Consider the following 23,252-nt stretch of genomic DNA (forward strand, 5'->3'; position numbering starts at 1 on the left):
GGGCGTGTCGTCAATTAGTCTATGTGTTCATTGATGATGCGCCTTAGTTGAGTAGTTAAGCCGCTTACTCAAAAAGCCAGTCTGCCCCAACATTCGCTATAAAAAGGTAGTTCTTAATGTCTAAAAAGACGTCAATAACAGAATCATCATCAACGTCTGCCGCCAAAACGTCTGCTGCCAAAAACCATCTATTGGCATTTGCTATCGCTAGTGGCTCGCTGCTTGCTAGTATGACAGCGACCTCGATGACGGTACAAGCGGCTGGGCTTAGCGACCTTTTTAGTAGCGATAAAAGTGCTGCCCAGTCGAAGTTTTTGCCGGTTGATCAAGCCTTTCAAGTCACTAGCAGCAGTAAAGGCACAACATCAGGCACGCGCTTAGCGATTAACTTTGATATTACGCCTGAGCATTATGTTTATAAAGATCAAATCAAGCTAACTTTACCAGCTGGCGTGAGTGCCGCACCATTTCAATTTAGCCAATCACCGGTTGCAATTGACGATCCTACCTATGGCAAAGTAGCTGTCTTTGACCAAGCCAATATGGTCGCGACGACGATATTAACCAGCAGTAATGGTCAGAGTATCAGTGACGCCGCTGTGACGATTGGCTGGCAGGGCTGTGCTAAAGCCGGTCTATGTTATCCGCCTGAAAAGATTAAAACGACCGTTAATATTGTGGCCTTACAACAGTCCGCTGCCGGTACTGCTAAGAACGCTAACAATCAAGCCAGCCAAAATAATAGCAAGGATGCCATTGCAAGCACATTGCCCGTAACAACTCAGGCAAATAAGGCGAATGCTGTACCCTCTGAAGTCGAGCGGTCGCTGGTAGATGACGAGGTTATTGACTATGCCTTGATGGATGAAGGTACTTTAGACAGCGAAATCACAGCTAGTAACACCCTCTCTGGCGCGGATACCAGTGCCGTAGGAGGTGCAGCCAGCAATAATGGAGCGCTCGATAATAACAATAACAATGTCACTAATATTGACAGCAAAAACGTGGTTGCCAATGGCTTAGAAGAAAGCGATCCCTTTGGTTTGTCGACCCATCCTTGGTTGGCATTAGGCTTGTTATTTTTAGCAGGGTTGGGCTTGGCATTGACGCCTTGCGTATTACCGATGCTGCCCATTGTTGCTAACATCGTCGCTCGTCAGAAAAACCCAACGGTCAAAAAAGGTGTAATCTTAACCACCAGTTATGCGATAGGCGTGTCTATTGCTTACGGTATTTTGGGCGCAGTGATTGCCGTCTTTGGCGAGTCACTAGGTATCATCGGCTGGCTACAAAACCCTATTATCTTAATCAGCTTCGCGATTGTATTTGTCCTGCTGGCGCTATATATGCTCGGCGTTTTTACGATTCGTTTACCGCGCACCATTACCAGTAAGATGCAAGGCTTGAGCCAAGCCGGTGATAGTAAGTTGGGCAGTACGGGCGGCAGCTTGGTGGCTGGTTTCTTATCAGCCTTGGTGGTATCGCCTTGCGTGTCTGCACCGTTATTTGGGGCGTTACTAGCGGTCTCGACCATCGGTAGCCCACTGTTAGGGTTCGCTGCGTTATTTATGCTGGGCTTTGGTCTGTCGGCACCGCTTATCTTAATTGGCGCGACGCAGGGCAAAATCATGCCAAAAGCTGGTGAGTGGATGAATTGGGTTAAGCTAGGTTTTGCCTTATTATTATTCGCTGTGGCGCTATTATTGATTGAGCGCGTCTTCATCTCACCAGTGATGCTACTGGTTTGGGCGTTATGGTTTATGGTCGTGGCGACATGGGCGTGGAGCTGGATGGGTAAGGGTCGTATGCTGACCCAAGCATTGGCTTTGATTGCGGGTATTTGGGCGACGACGCTGGTTATCGGGGCAGCATTGGGAAATGATGACAGCCTACACCCTTTGGCTTCATTAAGCTCACCTATGATGGGGCAAACGACAAGTCAGACGACAGGAGTGAATAACGCCAGTCGTAATGCTAATGATGTACGCATTACTACCCTTGCAGAGCTAGATGTAATTACTGCGGCTAATCCCAAAGTCATTGTCGATGTGACCGCTGAATGGTGTATTGAGTGCCGCATTATGGATAAAAACCTATTCCACAATCGTCCTATGCAAATGCAAGATTGGCAATTGGTGCGCTTAGATATCACAGAAACTACGGATGATTCAAAAGCTATCTTGGCGCGTTATCAATTGTTTGGTCCGCCGACGCTGTTGTATTATCAAAACGGTCAATTGGTAAATAAGCAAGTCGGTGAAATCGGTCGCCAAGAGTTTGAGCAAACATTAACGGAGTTGAATAATACCAACTCACTCTAACGCCCTAGTCAAAATATCCTAAAAACGCGACGCGGCTGCTGATATCCATTTTTTGTCGCCTCTGTCTGCGCAGGCACAGCAAGCAAAAAAATGGATATCAGTTGTGCGTGATGGTTCGATATTATTTTTCACTGACTATATAACTAAAAACAAGCGAAAAGCCAGCATCTCTCTCGGCCTAACCGGTTGAGAAGGAGGCTGGCTTTTTTATCGCTTATAATCCGGTTTCTTATGACTAATAATTGGTGTTTCTCTTGAATAAATAACGGATAGCAAAGCACACTTGCACGAACAAAGAGCGCGTTGCTGTATTCCTGAGCCGATAGGGACAAGGTGAATAATAATCTGAGCAATGATGGTGTGAATTATTTGGTAGCAGCAAAAATATAATTATAGTTATTAAGGTGTTATTAATTGAACATGTACTAGATTAAGTTCTGATAACGCTAGTATAATGAAGATAATTTTATTACAATAACGCAACAATATTGAAGCAATAACGCTGTGACCAATTTTTACTAAGAAGGGTTGTGAGCCACACGTCCTAATTATTTCCAATAATATATCAATATCTTTTTCTACCAACTTTAGCTTACCTGTTATTGATGCCATCTGCATTAGATAATCTGCTGGCATCAATGCCAACCATGACAAAGGACATATATGTTTGCCTATCTTACACCCCAGCATCATACTCGGCGCACCATGGTTATAGGGTCAAAGACTCAGCTCAGCATCGCTATGGGCATTGCTTTAAGTTGTACGGCTCTGCAAGTACAAGCGGCGAATAACGGTCAAGTTTATAATGAGATACCTGTAGCAGACGCCGCGGTTGAGTATGAAAGTGACAATTATGAAAACGACAATGCTCAGCAAGTGGTTTCTGAGCGTCTAAAAACGCCTAATAAATCGCTCGATCGCAGTAAGTTGTCAAATAGTGAATTCGTCGCCAAGCAGGCGGAATTGTTTTTTGAATGTACCCAAGTACAGACCAGTGCTGCCCGTCTAGCCTGCTTCGATAAGGTCGCTGAAGATGGTGAAACGCCAAGCTACACCAGCACCAAACAATCCCTGGATTTGGCGAAAACCTTTAAATCAACCCTTTCAGGCAATCCACAAGTTGTCTTTGCTGAAGAGAATACCACCAGCATTGTACAGACCAACAAGACAGATACTGGTCTACTGACCAATCAATCCGATTCTACTGAGAGTTTAGATACGGTTGGCTTGACGCAAAAAGAAGCAAAAGTCTTAGAAAACATTGGTGTCACGCAAAGCGATATTGAAAAATATACGCCGCTAAGCTTAGCCTATGACCTTGATAAAAACAGCGAACGTGGTACTTGGACGGTCAGACCGTACCGACCAACCTACGTGTTGCCGCTATTTTATACCTTTGATCCCAACTTAAACCCAGGTACGCCGTCTCAAGAAACAGAGTCTTTCTCTTCGAATGACATACGCGAGACCGAGCTGAAGTTTCAGTTGTCTTTGAAGACGAAAGTGGCTCAAGATTTATTTGATACCAGTGCAGATTTATGGTTTGGTTATACCCAAGAGTCGCACTGGCAGGTCTATAATGAGGATAACTCACGAGAATTCCGCGCCACTGATTATCAGCCTGAAATATTTTTGACCCAACCTGTGACAGCAGACTTGCCTTTTGGTGGTCGTTTACGCATGTTAGGGGTAGGCGCTATTCACCATTCTAATGGACAGGGAGATCCGTTATCACGCTCATGGAACCGTGCTTATCTGATGGCAGGCGCAGAGTGGGGTAAATTGTCGGTCATACCGCGTCTATGGGCTCGCGTGAATAACGAAGATGACAGTAGTGAAGACAACCCAGATATCGAAGATTATATGGGTTATGGCGATATCAAGTTCTTATATGACTTGCCTAAGCAGCAAAGCCTGAGTGGTACTTTGCGCTACAATCCAGGCACCAATAAAGGCGCCGCGCAAATCGACTATACTTATCCATTAACAGAAAACGTCAATGGCTTTGTGCAGCTATTCCAAGGTTATGGCGAGTCTATCATCGATTATAATCATGAAAATACCTCGATTGGTTTTGGTATCGTACTTAACGATTGGAAGGGTTTTTAGTATTAATATTCATCCTAACCATAAAGCATGCAGCACCAAAGCATGCAGCACCAAAGTATGCAGCACCTAGCCCCTTATCAAACCGGACTATGGCTGGCAGAGTATCTCAGTATACGCTGCCAGTTATGCCGCGTTCATCGTAGCACCTCACAGCACTCATCAAACATACTCAATCCTGTATCTGACTCCTTACCGAACAATCCTTCGAACCTTACCAATCTGCGTCGTTTTTTTGATAAACGACTAAATCATGGTCTGCTCTGTTCGCATTGTCATCATAGTATAGGCTGGTTGCCCAAGCCTTTTCAGGTCGACATCGCGGCTGCTAGTACGCTCTCTATCCAAGCAGCGACTTATTATGATTACCCGATGCGCCAAGCGATTCGTGCGTTTAAGCATTCTGAGGACATGACCAAGCTGCCCTTATTGCTACACGCTCTGCGTCAATTGCCACGCCCGCACGGTTGTCATCATGATAACAGTGTGATTGTCGCCATGCCGACCACCGCTCAACGACTGATCAAACGTGGCTTTGATCCCGTTAGTATTCTATCAGCACATTTGTCTAAGCATTGGCAGATTCCATTGTGGCATGGGGTGCAGCGTGTTGATAACACTGTCAGTCAGCAAGGGCTGAGCCGTGCCGAACGCTTGAGTAATTTGGACAATGCCTTTGCCTTAATCGAAAAGCCAGCCGTCAAGCGTATTATCTTATTCGATGATGTTGCCACCACTGGTGCTAGCCTGCAAGCATTAGGACGTACACTGCACAGCTCATTCGGCGCTGCACCGCTTGATCAGCATCAACCCTCCCATGGATATCATCTTTTTGCCTATGCATTAGCGCACGGTAACCAGTGATAGATTATCACTAATCTATTGGTGTCTACTATTATGTTGCTAATGTGTTACCTTACCGCTATATTATGAATATACCTTAGCTAAATTTGTTATTTCTCTGTACTTTTCGATATAACCGTTACTACAACACCATTTATCAAGTTAAATGGAATAAAAATTGCAGTGCAGTATTGTATAGAAGTCTTATAGATAATTAAAAAATGAGGCGAGCTATACCGGCTTCATTACTATAAAAATTAGGTATTTATTGCCTTTAAGAAATTAGAGCTGCACACAGCCATAAATAGGATTTGATGTGAACGCATCTGCGAAAAATGTACCTTACCAATTGCGAATGAACAGCTCAGGATTCACCCTGATTGAGCTGATGGTAACGATTGCTGTGCTTGCCATTATTGTCGGTATAGCAGCGCCTAGTATCAGTACTCAGCTGGCCAATCAGCGCGTAAAGTCGACTGCGGCTACGCTGGCTAATGCGTTAAAGGAAGCAAAGGTTGAGAGTATACTCCGTCGTCAAAATATAACTGTTATATATACGAGTACTAGCACACCTAAAACAATAAAGTTGCAAGCTGGTAGTGAAGATATATCTACCTATAATCTTAGCGCTAAAAGTACTGTTACTCAAACAATTACTCCATCTACAGTAACCAGTATTGTTTTTCAACCTAATAAGAAAATAGCCAATAATGCCACAGTAGTATATACCGTCTGTGATAGTGGCTCTTATAGTGAGACGCCCAGACAAGTAAGTCTTACTAATATTGCTAATGTTAATGTTATAAATGCTGGGAGCTGTTAATGAATATCAGAGACACACAGGCAGGTGTAGGGTTAATAGAAGTGATGGTCGCATTACTATTGCTAGCTGTGGCTGTGTTAGGGTTTAGTGCCATGCAAATGTCAGCGATTAAGGCGACAGATGAAAGTCTAATGCGTACTCGTTCTTTAGCTATTATGCGAGGCGGCGCAGAGACGATGCGTACGAATCCTAGCGGTATTGCTGCTTTTAAGGCAGCGATAAACGGTACTTCAGACAGTATCAGTGTCGATAGCAAAACCATAACCAAAAATAGTTGTATAACAAGCGCTAATACTGCACCTACGGCTGGAGCCAGTTGTAATATCAAACAATTAGCGACGCGTGATGCGTTATTACTAAAGTCATATGCAAGTGCTAATGACATTAATATTGGTATGGTACCAAACGGTTGTCCTGGTACATCTGGCAATCAAGAACTTCAATGCTTTGTGGCAAGTTGGGGAGACACTACAGTTGAATTAAGTGATACTGAAGCTAAGGCCTGTGCCAAGGCAAATGGCAGTTATAAGAATGGTGCTGAGTGCTTTATTATGGAGGCTTACTGATGTCATATAATTATCAAAGCAGGTATATGAATGATCATCAAGTAGGCTTTACGTTAATAGAGCTAATGATTTCTTTAGTACTTGGTTTAATCGTATCTGCAGCCGTTATCCAAGTATACCTGATCAATGTGAAGACAAGCAGTATTCAGGCCAGCGGTAGTGAGTTACAGGACGCTAGTGTGTTCGGCTTACAACAATTAGAAAAAAGTATTCGCTTAGCAAATCTTGGTAATCCAACTACTAGAATTGATGGCACCACTCCTAATGGCGGTATTGTTTTAACGGGTCTGAATATTGGCGTTCCGAATGCACCGACTCCTTATCCCAATACAGGGTATTTGACCAGACGAGCAGGCGATACAGCTGTCGGTACGAACGGGTGGACAGGTATATCAAATACCAATACCAATAGTGATCAGCTGACAATTCAATATACCAATATAACAGGCGCTCCAATGATAGATTGTGAAGGGGCAACTGCTGCTGTCAATGATATCGTTATTGAGCGCTATTTTGTACGTCTGGCAACAAGTAACACCAGCACTACCGCTATTAAGGACCTAGTCTTAGCCTGTGATGCCGGACGCGCAAATAAAACTGGTGATATAGCTACTTTCACACCTTCATCTGATTCCAAAAATTTTGGTCAAGCAGGTCAAGAGTTTATCGTAAACGTTGATCAGTTTAAAGTACTATTAGGTTCCCAGTACACCACTGGAACTAATGCAGGACAACTTATTTATCTCCCGAGCAGTGCCTACTTAGCGATAACGACTGATAAGCCAGTCATTACCTCTGTCAAGATTGGCTTAATTGTGCATGGTAGTACACCCATTATAGGGAGTGCTGAGCAGTCGGAATTTGCCTTGTTAGGTCAGTCGCCTACAGATAATAAATTGAAAACAGATGCTAGTAATAAAAAGAAAGTCCGTAGCACGTATGAGACCACAACATTGTTACGTAACGCTCGTGTCGTAAATGTAAGTACTACCCTATAACATATTGGTAAGGAGACTCAAAGTGATTCGATACCGCGATTTATCAAGTTCGACACAACAAGATATCAATATGACATATCGAAGCACCGAGCAGGGCGCGACATTGATAGTGGTCTTATTATTCTTAGTACTTATTATGCTAGCCGGCGCTATCGCAGTCAGGCAAAGTACGACAGATCTTAAAGTTGCGACTAGCGATCAGATCAATACGGTATTATTGCAATCAGCAGATAGCGCCAACCAAAAACTAGAAACGATGGTAAATGGTGGTGCAAATTCTGAAGGTTACAGAGATGTTACAAGCGCAACGGGCGCACTTGGTCATTTTTTGTTATTTGAAGATAATAAAACAAATGAGTTTATTTATTGCTTTAATCCTCGGACACAACGCTATCTCACAAAAAGTGCGACAGTTAGAGCGCCTGCCGGTGGTTATGTAGATGGACTGAACGAAGGTGTCTGTGATTATACAGATGCAGCTGATTATACAAGTGCTCGTCAAGCAGTGATGACACAGATGAGTATTACCATTACTCCGCCTGAACCCAATGCTGAAAGGTTTGGGCATATGGTTCTTGGTAAAGAAAGCGAAGATCGTACCAGTAAAAAATACCAGTTCGATATTAGACCAACTTCTTCATTGCCAGCTTATAATGAGCCCAAGGCAGGTACTGATAAGTGTTATGAGCAAACCAGTATTAAATATAACGTAGCAACTGGCAAAAAATCATTAAATGAATGTCTGTTAGCGGCTAGCACACCAAGTAAAATGTTATATGAGCAAGCAGATGTTGCAAATCTATCTTCTTCTACAGAATGTATCCCATTCGGTAGAGGGGGACAAGCAGGATGTGTATTAGCATCCTCACCTTAGTTTCGCTACTCATTTGATTATTTACATAAAAGGATAGATGTCATGAAACGACTAAATAATGTATCGCCAGCTCGCGATAGTAAGGTATTACCACTCAAGTATCTGGTCGTGGTCATGGCATCAACTATTGTGTTGCCTGTTGCGCATGCAGATGTCGCGGGCAAAAAAATCGGCGATTTAGAGATCTATAAAGCGGCTGAAGGCGGTAAGACCACGATCACCATGATGCTCGATACTTCGGGTAGTATGACCTTGAATCAGGTAAATAGTGCAGTTACCTGTGATCTGCCGTCTGGTACCAGCTACACTAAAGGGTCTGAGGACTCAAATACTACACCTGTTTATACCAAAGACTTCTGCGCAGTTGGTGCAAGATATTATTATCGACTATCTCCTGAGGGTCAATGGTATCGATGCGGCCCTAGAGATGGTTCCGGTAATAGTAGTTACAACTTTTCAATCTGTGATACTAAGATTAGTAATCCTTCATTAGGTAGTGAGTATAACTATGTAACCTCTGGTAGTGACAACAGGTACTTTTACACCTCTACTAAGTACTATGACCGCCTTACTCGTCTAAAAGATGCTATTTTTACTTTGTTGGACAGTAGTCTGCTAGATAAAAATAAGGTGTCTATTGGCATTGGACAGTACTCGTCACAGAGCGGTAGCGATAATGTAGTGAGAACCTCATCAGATGGTACTGCCAGAGACGCTGACGGAAGTACCGGCAAGATAGTGGTGTCTGCAGCTTTGGTAGACGCTACCCAAATTGCGAAGATTAAAAAAGCTGTAGCCGATGCTAGAGGCGGTAATGGTACGCCAACCGCCAATGCCTATGCAGAAGTAGGTGCTTATATGTTAGGTACTAATCCCTCTGCCTCTTCTTATAGTGGTTACGACAAATCAGTTGCCGACTCAAAAAGCGGTGGTCGTTATAATAGTCCTCTGTCATCACCCTCATCTTGTGATGGACGCGGTATCTACTTCTTAACTGATGGTAACCCTAACAGTTCTCCTAATCCTAACTATGTAATGCAATTAGCGTTAGGTGCCAATTCATTTAGCATACCATCAGTTACGCTTCCTAGTGGTAGTGAAAATAATAATGCCATGCCACAAGTCGGCGCATTTGCCAAAGCCTTACGTAATCCGGCGATCAATCCGCTAGGCACAGATAGAGAGATATATACCGCAGTCGTGGGCTTTGGTTCAGTGTTTAATGTCAATGCATCAGATATCGTCAACTTACCTTATACCAACCCCAAGACCGGTATCACTGCCAACCGTGACTTTTATAATTGTGCAAGCATCACAGACCTAGATGCGAGAAATGCCTGTAACTGGGGTGAAAAAGCACATCCTGATCTGCCAGGAGTTGGCGGCTATGGAGAGGGCGGCTTCTACTCAGCGCAGTCCACAGATGATATCGTCAAGAGTATTACGAGCTTTATCAGTGGCTTAAATCAGAACCTTCCTTCTACGCCCTCAGGCACTATCATTATCCCTGACGATCCGTATCGTGCGGACAGCCAACTCGCGGTTGCCTACTATCCAACCTTGCAATCCGATGTGGCAGGTAACTCAGTCATTTGGGGTGGTAATATGAAAAAATACCTCCTAAATGAAGGCACGCTCTATGGCAAGAGCAACTCAAAGCTATTTACTAATGTAGCCGGCGACCTAAACCCAAGTACTCAGGATTTATGGTCAGACAAGGACTATGGCGGTGCCAATAATGAAGTGAAATCGGGTGGCTTCTATGCGCTACTGAACACCCCAAACACTGGTGTAACATCGACCAGAACCCTATATGTCGAAGATTTAAACGGTACGACGCCAGTACTACGAAGGTTTGGGGTGAATGCCTTGGGCAAAGTCGTAGTAGATAATGCAGCATTGACCACTACCTCATTTAGCGATACGGCTACCTTTGACGAAATCACTTTAAAACGACTGTTGAACTTATTAGGATTCAATAATTTGCCGAATACAGCGGTCAAAGATATGACTCTCACAACTGCTAATGCAACTGAAGAAATTAGGGTGGTTGGGGCAACCATTCACTCAACGCCAGCTGCGGTATCGTATTCCGCCACGTTAGATGATGATGGTAAGGTCACGGCGACGCGTGATGATTACGTGTTATTTGGCTCGAGCGAAGGTGGTCTGCATCTCGTAGATGCTGATAATTATAGTGCTGGCGGAGATGGCGGAAAAGAAGATTTCGTCGTGATCCCAAGAGAGATGCTCATAGATAAGAGCAAATCTCTCGCCTTAGTTAATGATTCAAACAAAGCGGAGATAGGCTCACCGAACTTCGGTATCGATGCGCCTTGGCTGGTCAGTGCGGACTATAGATACGATCTAACCAATAACGTCGTGAATATCGCAACGGATGGTAATAAAGGTCTCTATGCTTATGGTGGTCTGCGTATGGGTGGCGAGGCTTTATATGGTCTTGACCTGACGACTAGAACCAGCCCAAGCATGATGTTCACGATCACGCCAGCCAAGGCAGGCTTTGGCCGTATGGGTCAGATATGGTCTAAGCCTACCAAGGCAAAGATAAGAACTAGCAACAGTACTAATGATAAAGGCACTAATGTCTTAGTGTTCGGCGGTGGCTATGACATGTGTTATGAGTATGAAAAATTCCAAGTTGGCGTAACCGATACCAGTTTAGGCACTTGCTCAGGTAAAACAGCGGTCAAGGGCAATGCAGTCTATATCGTCAACGCTATCACAGGTGACCTGATATGGTCAGCAGCTGGTACTGGCTCTGCATCAACGACAGTCAGTACTATGACAAACAGTGTCGTCGCAGGTATTACTACCCTCGATCGTGATAATGATGGCTTTATGGATCATATTTACTTTGCCGATTTAGGTGGTCAGCTGTTCCGTGCTGACTTTACCAATGCTGGGTTCAAAACGCCAAGCGCCATTGGCTCGCCAGTGGGTACATCAACGCCGACGACCGCATTTGCCAATACGCGAGTGACGCGCATCCTCAAAGGGGCTTATAGCGGTACCGATACCAAATTCAATCATCGGTTCTATGAGCGTCCGGTGGTCAGCTTCCATCGTAACGCTCAAAGTAACAGTTTATTTGCGCTCGTAAACGTCATCTCAGGTGATCGTAGCTCACCACTCTCAAAGATACGTGATCTGAGTAAGTCAGATAGACTATATGGGATTATGGATACCGATGTGACCAAACCAGATAGCTTCTTTTATGCGAGTAACTTTACCACGACAGCAGCGGCTGATGGCGGTCAGATGATATCAGACTTAACTGCTGATAATACCACTACCAGTAATCTAGTCGAGCTACCGAGTAGCATAGGCACTCTCGGTGCAGCAGGATATACACTAGCGCAAAAAAACGTAGTCAGTGATCTGATGCGTCAGGGTACCAAGCAGGGTTGGTATTATCCACTGACTCGGTTCGATGGCTATGGCAATGTACGCTATACCAAAGGTATTGGTAAATCAGAAGTCATCGATAGCTTCTTATATACGACAGCATATAATCCAGACATGAGCTATGGCTCAACAAACACTTGCTCAGCCAAAATCGTCGGTGGCTCAGAGCGTCAGCTATACTGCCTACCATACGGTATCTGTACCGATCCCAAGTCCAAAAACGGTACCGGCGGCTTTGTCAGAGCAGGTAAAGGGCTACAAGAGCTGACCCTAGGCCCTCGTAGCTCGACATTGTCGAACCAGCGTTTGCTCATCGGTACTCGTACACTGGCAGAGCGTGCGACAGATCGGGTGGACTTCGGAACGGATACTGGAAAAGACGCCTATAGTCCGCTCAATGAAGTACAGGGCTTAGCAGAGGAGATTCTCGGCAGTGGTAGCGCTCCTGAGTTGATATTTAACGAACGTTATACGCTACAGCCTAAAACTTGGTATGAAGTAGACTAATAGGATAGTCGCATGAATATGAAGGCGTTAAAACAACAAGTAGGCTTTACGCTCATAGAGCTGATGGTAGTCATTATGATAGTGGCTATCCTAGCGGCAATTGCGATTCCCTCTTATCGGCAGTTCGTGGTACGTAATGCTGAGTCACAGGCACAAGCACGGATGCAGGAGCTCGATATAGAGCTCAACCGTTGGCGCGCTAGTGCTCTGACTTATAAAGGTTTTATACCAAAAAAACAAGCAAGTGACGGCACTTTTAGCTATGCATACGATGAGACTGATAACCAGACTATCTATGTCCCTAGAGGTAGTGATAGTACCAATTTCTACTATATGATTACCTTAGTCGATGGTAGTACGGGTAACACCTTGGCTCCGGCAGGTACGGGTTATTCTACTGCGGGTAGCTCATGGCGCATATTAGCCGAGCCAAGCACCTCCCTTGAGAATTCAAGTGCGCAAATTTTTCTGCTCAGTAGTAATGGCGTACGGTGCAAAAGCAAAGATAGAACAATCACCGCTGCTTCGACTAATTGCGGCACAGGTCAGGGGGATTGGTGATGATAGCAGTGAAGTATAGTCATAAAGAGATTATAAAAAATCAGCGTGGCTTTACATTGATAGAAATGATGATAGTCGTCGCTATTATTGGTGTTTTAGCGGCGATTGCTTATCCCAGTTATCAGCAGTACGTTATTAAGACTAAACGTACTGACATGATGAGCGAGATGCAAAACATTGGCTTGCAAATTGAAAGTCGTAAACTGGCTGAGGGCAGTTATAGTGCGATTAGTGTAGGTATAAAAGATGAGTTTGCCATCGAATACCCGAGGCAGGGCGATAAGCTATATGACGTTACTATTAACCCCATTCCTTTAACGCCACCGGACAATACTTTGACGGATAAATGGAATGTTACTGCTACTCCTAAGTCTACTAGTCAAATGACTAATGATGGTATTTTAACGCTAAATTATCAGGGTATTAAGTGTCGAGGTACGGGGGTAAATAAGAAATGTGGTACTGGCGATGAGTGGACCAAATAGCATTAACTGAATATATATATATGAATAATCTGACAAAAATTGTCAGTCATCTTTATCTTACATTACTTATTATAGGTGAACTGACAATTTTCAGTATCTTAAGCGTAACATTTAGCGTCAAACTTACGATTGTTTGTAAACTAAACATAGTAAATCACGCTGTTAAAGGTGTTTTTGAGGGTAGAATTATTGTAATTAGGATATTGGCATAATAAATGCAATCTTTATAGTAAGAAAGAAATAGACAATATCCCTAAAGATAAAAAATGCGACTGTATTAACAACAGCCAATTATCTTTATATACCCCAAAGGAGTTCATATGAACACTGCACAAAAAGGTTTTACCTTAATCGAGCTAATGATCGTTATTGCCATTATCGGTATTTTGGCTGCGATCGCGCTACCTGCTTATCAAGACTTCACCGTTCGTTCACGCGTAACTGAAGGCTTTAACCTAGCAGAGCCTGCTAAAACCATGTTAAGCACAGAGGTTTCTACACCGCAAGATCTTATCACCCAAGCCGCTAACTGGAATGCAAAAGCTGGTGGTGTAGGTGCAACCTCTAAATATGTCGACAGCGTATTAGTAGATGCTGCTACAGGTGTTATTACTATCGACTATGATGGTGCTACAGTAGGTGTTGCAGAGGGTGCAGCAGATCAGCTTACTTTAACGCCTTGGGTACGTAGCAACGCAGCTGGTCAAACTCTTCAAGCTGCTTTAGCTGCTGGTGCGTCTGGCTCTTTAGATTTTGGTTGTGCCTCTCTGACAAGTACAACTGCAAATGGAACAGGTGTTACTAACCCAATTGCTACTGTTGCTCCTGCTAATCCAATGCAAGCTAACTACGCTCCTGCACAGTGCCGTTAATTCTTAACTAGTATTCATAGTTATACTAAAAAAGCAGCCGATTGGCTGCTTTTTTGTGGGCGGAAGATTGGCAAAGGTTATTTATCAGACGCATAGAACAAGCTACAATAGCTTGAATAACGATTTATCTATTTTAGAGTGTTGACTATATGTTTATATATAAACTAAAAGCGTTTGGCTGGCATTTGGTAGCCAGTTTATTGATTGCGGCGGTTAGCTTAGGTATTGTGTTTTTTGTCTGGTATCCACAACCTTTATATCAGGCGACAGGGGTCATTAAGATATTTTTGATTATGCTTGGGATAGATATTATCTTGGGACCGCTACTGACATTTATTGTGTATAAACCTAAGAAGAGGACGCTTAAGTTTGACCTAGCTGTCATTGTCTTAATACAACTGGCCGCATTTGCTTATGGGTTCTATCATGTCTATGATGGTCGCCCGGCATGGATTGTTTATAACGTAGATCGATTTGATTTGGTCAAAAATAATGAGATTGATAAACGCAAGCTGACAGAAGCGCTACCAACGTATCAAAAGGTGAGTCAGTCAGGAGCAAGATATGTTGCTGCTGTGATTCCTAAAGATGATAAAGAGGTTAGCCAGCAGATACTGTTCGATGAAATAGGCTATGGTATAGCACCATCGCAGCGCCCAGAGCTTTATCAGCCGCTTGATACAGTAGCTGCGTTGTTAGTTACTAAGTCAAAACCTATTGAGGAGCTATATAATTATAACGATAAATCAGACGTTGATAACATACTCTCTAAATATCCGACAGTGAGTAGTTATCTACCGCTAAAGGCTAGTGCCATCAATATGGTAGTACTAATCGATAAAGCGGAGGCTGACAAGGTTGTGAATATTGTAAATCTAAGACCTTGGTAAGCGACATTTATTCTCCAAATATTTTTTATAGATAGATTTAGGAATCGCCATGAAATATATCATCGGTGCCTTACTGATTAGCTCTCTTATCTTTTTTATAGTTGCTTTACTTATCAGTGCAACTGGATTTAAACCTGCCCAAAACATATTACCGTTTGGTTGGCTAGTATGGGGCATATTAACTGCCTTATGCTACCCTTTAGCTAAAAAGATTATGGTTTAAGCTGTGCCATACACTCTATAAACCGAGAAAAAATTTTTATAATTACTTATGCGACTTTTAAAAAATGTATGCAGTAAATAAAAGTGGCATGTCGCATGCAACAGCATAGATTCAATATTAATATGGTTTGCTGTGATGCTGTGATGCTGTTATCTCCCCTAAATCAAACTTATAGACCACAGTCAGGCTTTGCCTTGATAGAGCTAATGATCGTCATTGCTATTGTGGGGATTCTCTCCGCAGTCGCATTCCCAGCTTATCAAAACTACACTATGCAAGCCAAGCTCTCAGAGGTAATTTTAGCTGCTACGGCATGTCGTATCTCAGTAATAGAGGTTGTAGATTCTCCGTCATCAAATTTGGGTACAGCCTTACCAAATGCTTGTGACTCGATTCATACTAAATATGTGAAAAACATTGTGGTCAGTACCAATGGTATTATTAACGTGCAAGTTAACGAAATTCAATTATCTTCGTTAACTACTAGTACGAATGCTCTAACGCTTGCACCGATTCAGATGGGGAGTAATGCTAATCCGATAGTTGGTATTACGAGTAATAGTAAGAATATTGGGAGTTGGCGTTGTGGTTCATCTATAGATGGCACTACTATTCCTGATAGGTATTTACCTAACTCTTGCAGAGGGGCTTATTGATAGCTACTAAATAAAAGTATGTGATTGACGAATCATTTTGATAGATGACAGAAAGCAACAAAAAAGGCTGATACATTTGCATCAGCCTTTTTTATTATAAATAATTTTTGTAGCTATTGAGCTACTTCTCTAAATACTGAATCTTACCTTCCACGCCATCCCACTTCTCAGCTTCTGGCAACTGACCTTTCATCTCAGTGATATTCGGCCATTTTTGGGCCAGATCAGCATTTAGCTCCGTAAACATCTCTTGCCCTTTGGGCACTTCATCTTCTGAGAAGATGGCATTGGCGGGACATTCAGGCTCGCATAGCGCGCAGTCGATGCACTCATCAGGATCGATGACAAGGAAGTTTGGTCCTTCATAAAAGCAGTCCACAGGACAGACTTCTACACAGTCGGTGTATTTGCAAAGAATGCAGTTATCTGTAACGACAAAGGTCATAGTGATGTCTACCTGTTATTGATTTGGCTTTTGGCTAAATAGAATAGTCGAAAATAAAGCGTATTTTAGCGCCTTTACTACGATTTGACAATTCCCTTTAATGACTAATGATTTTCTTCAAATGATAGATTAAATCATGCGCTTGCTTGGGTGTTAGGTTGTCAGGGTTAATAGCGTTAAGCTCATCTTGCAAGCTAAATAGCTGATTTTGCTGTGGATTATTATTCGTAGTTCTAGTTTGGCTATTACTGCTGCCATTTTCTTTTTCTGCCTCGTCATTATAAGCCTGCTGGCGTTTATCCTTTACTGACTTAGCTAAGTCATTTTTGTCATCAACTTTATCGATTGCAACTTTTTCGTTTTCTGTTTTTACGCTATTTATTTTCAAGTTGTCTACTTTCAAGTTGTCTACTAGGTAGCGCTTGGCATCATTTAATACCTGAGTAGGAATCCCCGCCATTTTAGCCACATGCAGCCCAAAGCTTGAGCTTGCCGCACCGTCCTTGATTTGATGCAGTAGCAGCAGTTGACCATCGACTTCACTAGCAGCGACATGGACGTTGCGAATATTAGCATGGCTTTTGTCTTTATTATTTGCCAATTGCGTTAGCTCAAAGTAATGGGTGGCAAATAATGTCAGGCAGCCAATCTCGACCAAGCGATTGACACAGGCATGAGCGATTGCCAATCCATCGGTGGTTGCCGTACCCCGTCCAACTTCATCCATCAGCACGAGCGACTTATTCGTTGCTTGATTGAGGATATTAGCGGTCTCAATCATCTCAACCATAAAGGTTGATTTACCACCCGCCAAGTCATCGGCTGAGCCAATACGGGTAAAGATACGGTCGATGTCGCCAATATAAGCACTAGCCGCTGGGACAAAGCTACCGCAATGCGCCAGTAGGACAATTAGCGCAGTCTGTCGCATATAGGTTGATTTACCACCCATATTAGGGCCTGTAATCATTAGTAGGCGCTCAGGATTTGCATGACTGCCTAAAGCGCAATCATTGGCGACAAAATGGCTCGCAGGTTGAGAATTGTTGATTTTATTAACAGTATTTCCAGTATTTCCAGTATTGGCTGGATTTAACGCCGCTTCGACTACTACGTGGCGACCTGCTTTGATATCGATACTGGTTTGGTTGTTATGATTCAAGCCACTTTTTGAATGATTGTTTTCTAACCCGCTAGCCTCTTTTAAGTCCTTACTCATGACTGGGCGCTGCCAGTGATAAGTGATCGCAAGTTGCGCCCAATTACTAAGCACATCTATTTGCGCAATAGCCGCGCTTAGCTGTTGTAGTTCCGCTAAATGACTGCTTAATAGTGTCAACAGTTGGTGATACAGCTGTTTTTCACGAGTTAACGCTAATGTCTGTGCGCTTAGATACTCGGTCTCGACTTCTTTTAGCTCATCAGTGATAAAGCGCTCGCTGCTCTTCAGGGTTTGCCGCCGGATAAAATGCGCCGGTGCATTCTTTGCCTGCATTTTGGGCAATTCAAAATAAAAGCCGCTGACTTTATTAAAGCCTACTTTTAGGCTGGGTAATTGGCTCTCTTGACGCGCGCGCTCTACCATCTTATCCAAGGTCACTTGGATATTATCATGCAGATGGGTTAAGCGATCAAACTCTGCATCAAAACCTGCGGCTAGCATGCCGCCATCACGAATATGCGCGGGCGGTTCTGCGATAATAGCGCGCTCAATCAGCTCAGCGACTGATTGCACCGCAGGTAACTGCGCAGGCAATTGCTGCATCAGCATGGGCAACAGTCCTGCCTGCTCATGGCTGATACCTGCATTTATCAGTAGAGTAGTGAGCTGGGCGCTGCTAGCAATACCATCAGCAAGCTTACGCAGGTCACGCGGCTTAGCGCTCATCAGCCCGATACGGCTACTGATACGCTCAATATCACCGATAGCATTTAAGGTTTCGCGTAAATTGCTGACCAATGAATGTTTTTCTAAATTTTGCTTAAGCTGTTTGTTTTCATCCGATTGACTGTCTGTCTGTAAAAGGTTGGCTATCGCCTCTAAGCGCAAATTGATACGTGCATGCTGACGTAGTGGACGCTTCATTTGCTGCACCAATAAACGACGTCCCATCGGCGTCTGACAGTGATTGAGCACGGATATCAGCGACGTTCCATTGCTGCTGACGGGGGTAAACAGTTCAAGATTTTGCTGACTATTGGCATCAATGATTAGATAGTCATCGCTGTACTCGACGATAAGCTGGTTAACTTGTGGCACATGGCGCTGTTGGGTTTGCCGTGCATAATGAATAAGGGCGGCACAGCTAGACTGGCTAAGCGTGGCATCGCTAATTCCTAGACCATCGAGGCGTTGTACCTCAAACTGCTGACAAAGGGTTGCGCTGGCATGCTCACGATGAAAGTCATTGGCAGCGACTTCGATGATAGGGCAATCAAGATTTTGCCGTAGCCATGTCAACCAATCTTCGCCATTACCACTACTATTTACATCGCTGTGACTGAGTGCCTCGCTAATGATACATTCACTCGGGGCAAAGCGTGCCAGCACCGTCAGCATTTGAGTTTGTAAGCCTTCGATATCGTCATTATTAGCGTTTACTGTTTGCGTCGTTAACGTCCCAGCGGCCAAGTCCATTTGGCTAATGGCGGCTTGCAAAGCTTGGTTGCTGTTACCTTTTGGCATTGCAATATCAATCGCGACCACGGTCGGTGTATGATTGGGCGCGATTAACGCATCATCGGTAATCGTCCCAGCGGTCAGAGTTTTAACCACTTCACGGCGCATGATGCTACTAGCAGCAGATTTACTTTTGTCTTTCTTTTGCTTGTCACCCATCGTAGGCGCTTTGGACGCGCTATTTGCATTGTCAGTGCCAGTGGCAGTGTCAGAGGCTGACTCATCAATTTGCTCACATACGACCACGGTTTGCCCAGCCGCAATCAGCCGCGCCATATAGCTGTCAGCGGCATGAAAGGGCACGCCTGCCATCGCAATAGTATTACCGGCTTTATCAGTACCGCGGCGGGTCAAGGTGATGTCTAAGATTTGCGCGGCACGTTTGGCATCATCAAAAAATAATTCATAAAAGTCACCCATCCGGTACAGCAGCAGTGCTTGCGGATAATTGGCTTTCATGGTTAGATATTGCACCATCATCGGCGTATGGTCTGCCAAATGATAGATGGCATCACCTATGACTAACGGTTCAGCTGAATGAGGATTTTGAGCGGACGGCTTAGCGGTCATGCAGAGTCTCTTTTGGTTCTTATGAGTTTACTGTGGGCGAAATAAGTGTTTTTATAATAATAAATAGCTAAGGATAGTGAGCAAATCATGCCGTTAAATGAGGTGATTAAAAAGCTAAATAATTTAAAGCCATAAGCGCTATTTTAACACGTCCTGCAACGTTTTTACGTCGGCAAATATCTACTCATTGCCCTTGTATCCATCGCCGTCATAACCATATATAATGACGGCACACTTAATTGGGCGATACTTCATTAGGCAAGATTTTATTATAAAGTTATTAGGCAATCGTTTATTGGACTGCCTTAAATGAAACCGTAATCAGCCAAATAATGAATAAGCAGCGAGTAAAGCGCTGTCATGCGTACTAATTATCGAATATTTCCATAGGTCAAAAAATTATGTTATCAAAGATTATAGGCAGTGTGGTTGGCACCAAAAATGACCGCGAATTAAAACGCATGCGCAAAGTGGTCAGCAAGATCAACGCACATGAGGCGACGATACAAGCCCTGTCTGATGAGCAATTACAACAAAAAACCGAAGAGTTTAAAGCAAGACACCAAAATGGTGAAAGCTTAGATGCATTATTACCGGAAGCGTTTGCGGTTTGCCGCGAGGCATCGCTACGTGTCAATGGCATGCGCCACTACGATGTGCAGCTGATCGGTGGTCTCACCTTGCACGAAGGCAAAATTGCTGAGATGAAAACCGGTGAAGGTAAAACCTTGATGGGTACCTTGGCGATGTATCTCAACGCTATCAGTGGCAAAGGCGTCCATCTGGTCACGGTCAACGATTATTTGGCCGCCCGTGATGCGGAATTGAACCGTCCGTTGTTTGGCTTTTTGGGAATGACGGTTGGCGTGATTTATTCACAACAACCACCTCAAGAAAAAATCGACGCCTATCAAGCGGATATCACCTACGGTACCAATAACGAATATGGCTTTGATTATCTACGCGATAACATGGTGTTTAGTTTAGGCGAAAAAAAGCAGCGCTCATTAAACTTTTGTATTATCGATGAAATTGACTCTATCTTAATCGATGAGGCGCGTACGCCGCTGATTATTTCGGGTCAAGCCGAAGATTCTTCACGTATGTATGCATTGATTAATACTATTATTCCGGTGCTAATTCGTTCAAAAGATGAAGAAGCTAATAAGAATAACGAAGAAGAAGATTTTTGGATTGATGAAAAGAACCGTCAGATCGAGATTAGCGAAAAGGGCTATGAAAAAATTGAGCGTTTCCTAATCGAAGTGGGCGAGCTGGGCGAAAACGAAAGTTTATATAGCCCAAGCCGTTTGCCGTTATTGGCACACGTCCAAGCAGCCATCCGCGCCCATCATGTATTTGTCAAAAACGTCCATTATATCGTCGATGATGGCGAAGTGGTCATCGTTGATGAAAACACCGGTCGTACCATGCCCGGTCGTCGTTGGTCAGAAGGGCTGCATCAAGCGGTCGAAGCCAAAGAAAACGTCGAGATTCAAGCGGAGAACCAAACGCTGGCAACCACCACGTTCCAGAACTATTTCCGTCTCTATGACAAATTGTCTGGTATGACCGGTACGGCTGATACCGAAGCGGCAGAGTTCAAATCAACGTATGACCTAGACGTCATCGTGATCCCAACCCATGAGCCCATTGCGCGTATCGATATGGATGACCAGATTTTCTTGACCAAGTTAGGAAAATATAAAGGCATCATTCGCGAGATTAAAGAGATTCAAGCCAAAGGTGCGCCAGTATTGGTTGGTACGGCGACGATTGAAGCCAGCGAAGAATTGTCGTACTTACTGGATCAAGAAGGCGTCAAGCATAACGTGCTAAATGCCAAGCAGCATGAGCGTGAAGCCGAAATTATCGCGCAGGCTGGTAGCCCAAAATCGGTCACCATCGCCACCAACATGGCCGGTCGTGGTACTGATATTATCCTTGGTGGTAACTGGCAGTCGTTTATCGAAGACATTGATTCGGTCAGCCCAGAAGAGATGAAGCGCCTGAAGGCAGAATGGCAAGTCAAACATGACCAAGTCGTTGCGGCTGGTGGTTTGCATATCATTGGTTCTGAGCGCCATGAATCACGCCGTATTGATAATCAGCTACGTGGTCGTGCCGGTCGTCAAGGTGACCCTGGCATGTCGCGCTTCTTCTTATCGCTCGAAGATGACTTGATGCGTATCTTCGCCGGTGACCGCGTTGTCAATATGATGCGCGCCATGGGACTCAAAGAAGACGAAGCCATTGAGCACAAAATGGTCTCCAAATCGATCGAAAACGCGCAAGGTAAAGTTGAGAGCCGCGATTTTGATGCGCGTAAAAATCTCCTCAAGTATGATGATGTTGCCAATGAGCAGCGTAAAGTGATCTATGGTCAGCGCGATGATTTGCTCGCAGATATGGATCTGCTAGAGGCCATCGAAGTCATGCATCATGAAGTCTATAACGCCATGATTAGCCAATTTATCCCACCAGGTTCTATCGATGACCAATGGAATGTTGATGGATTGGAAGATGAGCTTGAGGATGAGTTTAAGATATCAATGCCGATTAATGATTGGCTAGATGAAGATCGCCGCTTAGATGAAGAAGGGCTACGCGCCAAAATCATTCAGACAGCACTGGATCATTATCATGGTCGCCGTGAGCAAATGGGTGAAAAAGATGCCGCCCAGCTTGAGCGTCATTTTATGCTGCAAAGCCTAGACAAGCACTGGAAAGAACATTTGACGCAAATGGATCAGCTGCGCAAAGGTATCCATCTGCGCGGTTATGCGCAAAAAAACCCTGAGCAAGAATATAAGCGGGAGTCGTTTGAGTTATTCCAAATGATGCTAGGGGCGATTAAGTCAGAGACAGTACAAGATTTATCACGTGTCCATATCCCGACCAAAGAAGAGCTGGCGGCATTAGAAACGCAGCAACGTGAGAATGCCGCGCATATGCGCATGCAATTCGAGCATGATGATATCGACAACTTAGATAGCAATGCGGACAATAATGCAGCAGAGCAGGGGCAACCACAAAATCGTAACCCTAATAGCGGCGCGGCAGGGATAGGCGCTGCGATTGGTGCTGGTAATAATGCGGATCGCAACTTTAGAATCGGTGATGAGCCGAATCCATACGCTGGTATGAATATCAGCCGTAACGCACCTTGCCCTTGTGGTTCGGGACTTAAATATAAGCAATGCCACGGTAAAATCTAAAGCGTTACCATTAGGGATAAGTAAGCCGTCCTAAAAGCGTTTTCAATGGTCGTAACAAGCCCTCATCTAACATAGATGGGGGCTTTTTTTAACGCTTATGAAAAGTATAGTCACAATCTCCTAAAAACGCGACAATAGCAGCAGTGCATGATGGTTCGATATTATTTTTCATTGACTATACTTGC

17 protein-coding genes are annotated in these 23,252 nt (G+C 44.0%); 15 read left to right on the forward strand and 2 right to left on the reverse strand.

All coding sequences use genetic code 11. The annotated features are described in order from the left end of the window. Nucleotides 1-116 precede the first annotated feature (116 nt). From ACSUPM_RS01710 to ACSUPM_RS01775, 14 genes are all read left to right on the forward strand, one after another. Nucleotides 117-2,321, forward strand: a complete 2,205-nt coding sequence (locus ACSUPM_RS01710) for a cytochrome c biogenesis protein CcdA (RefSeq protein WP_436880124.1) — start codon at nt 117-119, stop codon at nt 2,319-2,321. A 663-nt stretch (nt 2,322-2,984) separates the two neighbouring features. Then, the gene (locus ACSUPM_RS01715; protein WP_436880125.1) at nt 2,985-4,430 is read left to right on the forward strand and encodes a phospholipase A; all 1,446 of its coding nucleotides are present in this window, start codon (nt 2,985-2,987) and stop codon (nt 4,428-4,430) included. A 42-nt stretch (nt 4,431-4,472) separates the two neighbouring features. Continuing rightward, nucleotides 4,473-5,291: a ComF family protein gene (locus ACSUPM_RS01720; RefSeq protein WP_436880126.1), complete on the forward strand. Its 819-nt coding sequence runs from the start codon at nt 4,473-4,475 to the stop codon at nt 5,289-5,291. Between the two features lie 295 nt (nt 5,292-5,586). Further along, nucleotides 5,587-6,093 (forward strand): GspH/FimT family pseudopilin, encoded by a 507-nt coding sequence (locus tag ACSUPM_RS01725; protein ID WP_436880127.1) that lies wholly within the window; start codon nt 5,587-5,589, stop codon nt 6,091-6,093. Then, nucleotides 6,093-6,659 (forward strand): type IV pilus modification protein PilV, encoded by a 567-nt coding sequence (pilV, locus tag ACSUPM_RS01730; RefSeq protein ID WP_436880128.1) that lies wholly within the window; start codon nt 6,093-6,095, stop codon nt 6,657-6,659. The genes ACSUPM_RS01725 and pilV overlap by 1 nt, the downstream gene beginning before the upstream one ends. A 26-nt stretch (nt 6,660-6,685) precedes the next feature. Then, nucleotides 6,686-7,657, forward strand: coding sequence for a PilW family protein (locus ACSUPM_RS01735; RefSeq protein WP_436880129.1), 972 nt, complete (start codon nt 6,686-6,688; stop codon nt 7,655-7,657). Between the two features lie 70 nt (nt 7,658-7,727). Then, a complete protein-coding gene (locus ACSUPM_RS01740; RefSeq protein ID WP_227675057.1) occupies nt 7,728-8,531 on the forward strand; it encodes a PilX N-terminal domain-containing pilus assembly protein in 804 nt (267 codons plus the stop codon). Between the two features lie 42 nt (nt 8,532-8,573). Continuing rightward, complete coding sequence (locus ACSUPM_RS01745; RefSeq protein WP_436880130.1) at nt 8,574-12,467, forward strand: pilus assembly protein PilY; 3,894 nt, start codon at nt 8,574-8,576, stop codon at nt 12,465-12,467. A 12-nt stretch (nt 12,468-12,479) separates the two neighbouring features. Further along, nucleotides 12,480-13,028: a type IV pilin protein gene (locus ACSUPM_RS01750; RefSeq protein WP_436880131.1), complete on the forward strand. Its 549-nt coding sequence runs from the start codon at nt 12,480-12,482 to the stop codon at nt 13,026-13,028. Next, entirely contained in the window at nt 13,028-13,513 is a 486-nt protein-coding gene (locus ACSUPM_RS01755; protein WP_436880132.1) for a type IV pilin protein, read from the forward strand. The genes ACSUPM_RS01750 and ACSUPM_RS01755 overlap by 1 nt, the downstream gene beginning before the upstream one ends. A 320-nt stretch (nt 13,514-13,833) precedes the next feature. After that, a complete protein-coding gene (locus ACSUPM_RS01760) occupies nt 13,834-14,385 on the forward strand; it encodes a pilin (protein ID WP_436880133.1) in 552 nt (183 codons plus the stop codon). 149 nt (nt 14,386-14,534) lie between these two features. After that, on the forward strand, nt 14,535-15,275 hold the full coding sequence (gene tfpZ / locus ACSUPM_RS01765; RefSeq protein ID WP_436880134.1) for a TfpX/TfpZ family type IV pilin accessory protein: 741 nt from the start codon (nt 14,535-14,537) through the stop codon (nt 15,273-15,275). 49 nt (nt 15,276-15,324) lie between these two features. Continuing rightward, nucleotides 15,325-15,498, forward strand: coding sequence for a hypothetical protein (locus ACSUPM_RS01770; RefSeq protein WP_436880135.1), 174 nt, complete (start codon nt 15,325-15,327; stop codon nt 15,496-15,498). 95 nt (nt 15,499-15,593) lie between these two features. Next, the gene (locus tag ACSUPM_RS01775; RefSeq protein WP_436880136.1) at nt 15,594-16,154 is read left to right on the forward strand and encodes a pilin; all 561 of its coding nucleotides are present in this window, start codon (nt 15,594-15,596) and stop codon (nt 16,152-16,154) included. 121 nt (nt 16,155-16,275) lie between these two features. Here ACSUPM_RS01775 and fdxA read toward each other — a convergent pair whose 3' ends face one another. Both fdxA and mutS read right to left on the reverse strand, forming a co-directional pair. Continuing rightward, the gene (gene fdxA, locus ACSUPM_RS01780; protein ID WP_160021089.1) at nt 16,276-16,599 is read right to left on the reverse strand and encodes a ferredoxin FdxA; all 324 of its coding nucleotides are present in this window, start codon (nt 16,597-16,599) and stop codon (nt 16,276-16,278) included. Between the two features lie 97 nt (nt 16,600-16,696). Next, nucleotides 16,697-19,849 (reverse strand): DNA mismatch repair protein MutS, encoded by a 3,153-nt coding sequence (gene mutS, locus ACSUPM_RS01785; RefSeq protein WP_436880137.1) that lies wholly within the window; start codon nt 19,847-19,849, stop codon nt 16,697-16,699. Nucleotides 19,850-20,250: 401 nt separating this feature from the next. On the opposite strand from mutS, the gene secA reads away from it, so the two are divergent. After that, nucleotides 20,251-23,067, forward strand: coding sequence for a preprotein translocase subunit SecA (gene secA / locus ACSUPM_RS01790; RefSeq protein WP_201608170.1), 2,817 nt, complete (start codon nt 20,251-20,253; stop codon nt 23,065-23,067). Nucleotides 23,068-23,252: the final 185 nt, after the last annotated feature.

Origin of the sequence: Psychrobacter okhotskensis, assembly GCF_965638355.1 — a bacterium.
GTDB lineage: Bacteria > Pseudomonadota > Gammaproteobacteria > Pseudomonadales > Moraxellaceae > Psychrobacter > Psychrobacter okhotskensis.

What these genes read in the sequence shown, in the direction of transcription:
- ACSUPM_RS01760 (WP_436880133.1), top strand. Translation starts at nt 13,834, where the DNA reads ATGAACACTGCACAAAAAGGTTTTACCTTAATCGAGCTAATGATCGTT.
- ACSUPM_RS01740 (WP_227675057.1), top strand. Translation starts at nt 7,728, where the DNA reads ATGACATATCGAAGCACCGAGCAGGGCGCGACATTGATAGTGGTCTTA.
- pilV (WP_436880128.1), top strand. Translation starts at nt 6,093, where the DNA reads ATGAATATCAGAGACACACAGGCAGGTGTAGGGTTAATAGAAGTGATG.
- ACSUPM_RS01755 (WP_436880132.1), top strand. Translation starts at nt 13,028, where the DNA reads ATGATAGCAGTGAAGTATAGTCATAAAGAGATTATAAAAAATCAGCGT.
- fdxA (WP_160021089.1), bottom strand. Translation starts at nt 16,599, where the DNA reads ATGACCTTTGTCGTTACAGATAACTGCATTCTTTGCAAATACACCGAC.
- mutS (WP_436880137.1), bottom strand. Translation starts at nt 19,849, where the DNA reads ATGACCGCTAAGCCGTCCGCTCAAAATCCTCATTCAGCTGAACCGTTA.
- ACSUPM_RS01720 (WP_436880126.1), top strand. Translation starts at nt 4,473, where the DNA reads ATGCAGCACCAAAGTATGCAGCACCTAGCCCCTTATCAAACCGGACTA.
- ACSUPM_RS01710 (WP_436880124.1), top strand. Translation starts at nt 117, where the DNA reads ATGTCTAAAAAGACGTCAATAACAGAATCATCATCAACGTCTGCCGCC.
- ACSUPM_RS01745 (WP_436880130.1), top strand. Translation starts at nt 8,574, where the DNA reads ATGAAACGACTAAATAATGTATCGCCAGCTCGCGATAGTAAGGTATTA.
- ACSUPM_RS01770 (WP_436880135.1), top strand. Translation starts at nt 15,325, where the DNA reads ATGAAATATATCATCGGTGCCTTACTGATTAGCTCTCTTATCTTTTTT.
- ACSUPM_RS01750 (WP_436880131.1), top strand. Translation starts at nt 12,480, where the DNA reads ATGAATATGAAGGCGTTAAAACAACAAGTAGGCTTTACGCTCATAGAG.
- ACSUPM_RS01715 (WP_436880125.1), top strand. Translation starts at nt 2,985, where the DNA reads ATGTTTGCCTATCTTACACCCCAGCATCATACTCGGCGCACCATGGTT.
- ACSUPM_RS01735 (WP_436880129.1), top strand. Translation starts at nt 6,686, where the DNA reads ATGAATGATCATCAAGTAGGCTTTACGTTAATAGAGCTAATGATTTCT.
- tfpZ (WP_436880134.1), top strand. Translation starts at nt 14,535, where the DNA reads ATGTTTATATATAAACTAAAAGCGTTTGGCTGGCATTTGGTAGCCAGT.
- secA (WP_201608170.1), top strand. Translation starts at nt 20,251, where the DNA reads ATGTTATCAAAGATTATAGGCAGTGTGGTTGGCACCAAAAATGACCGC.
- ACSUPM_RS01775 (WP_436880136.1), top strand. Translation starts at nt 15,594, where the DNA reads ATGCAACAGCATAGATTCAATATTAATATGGTTTGCTGTGATGCTGTG.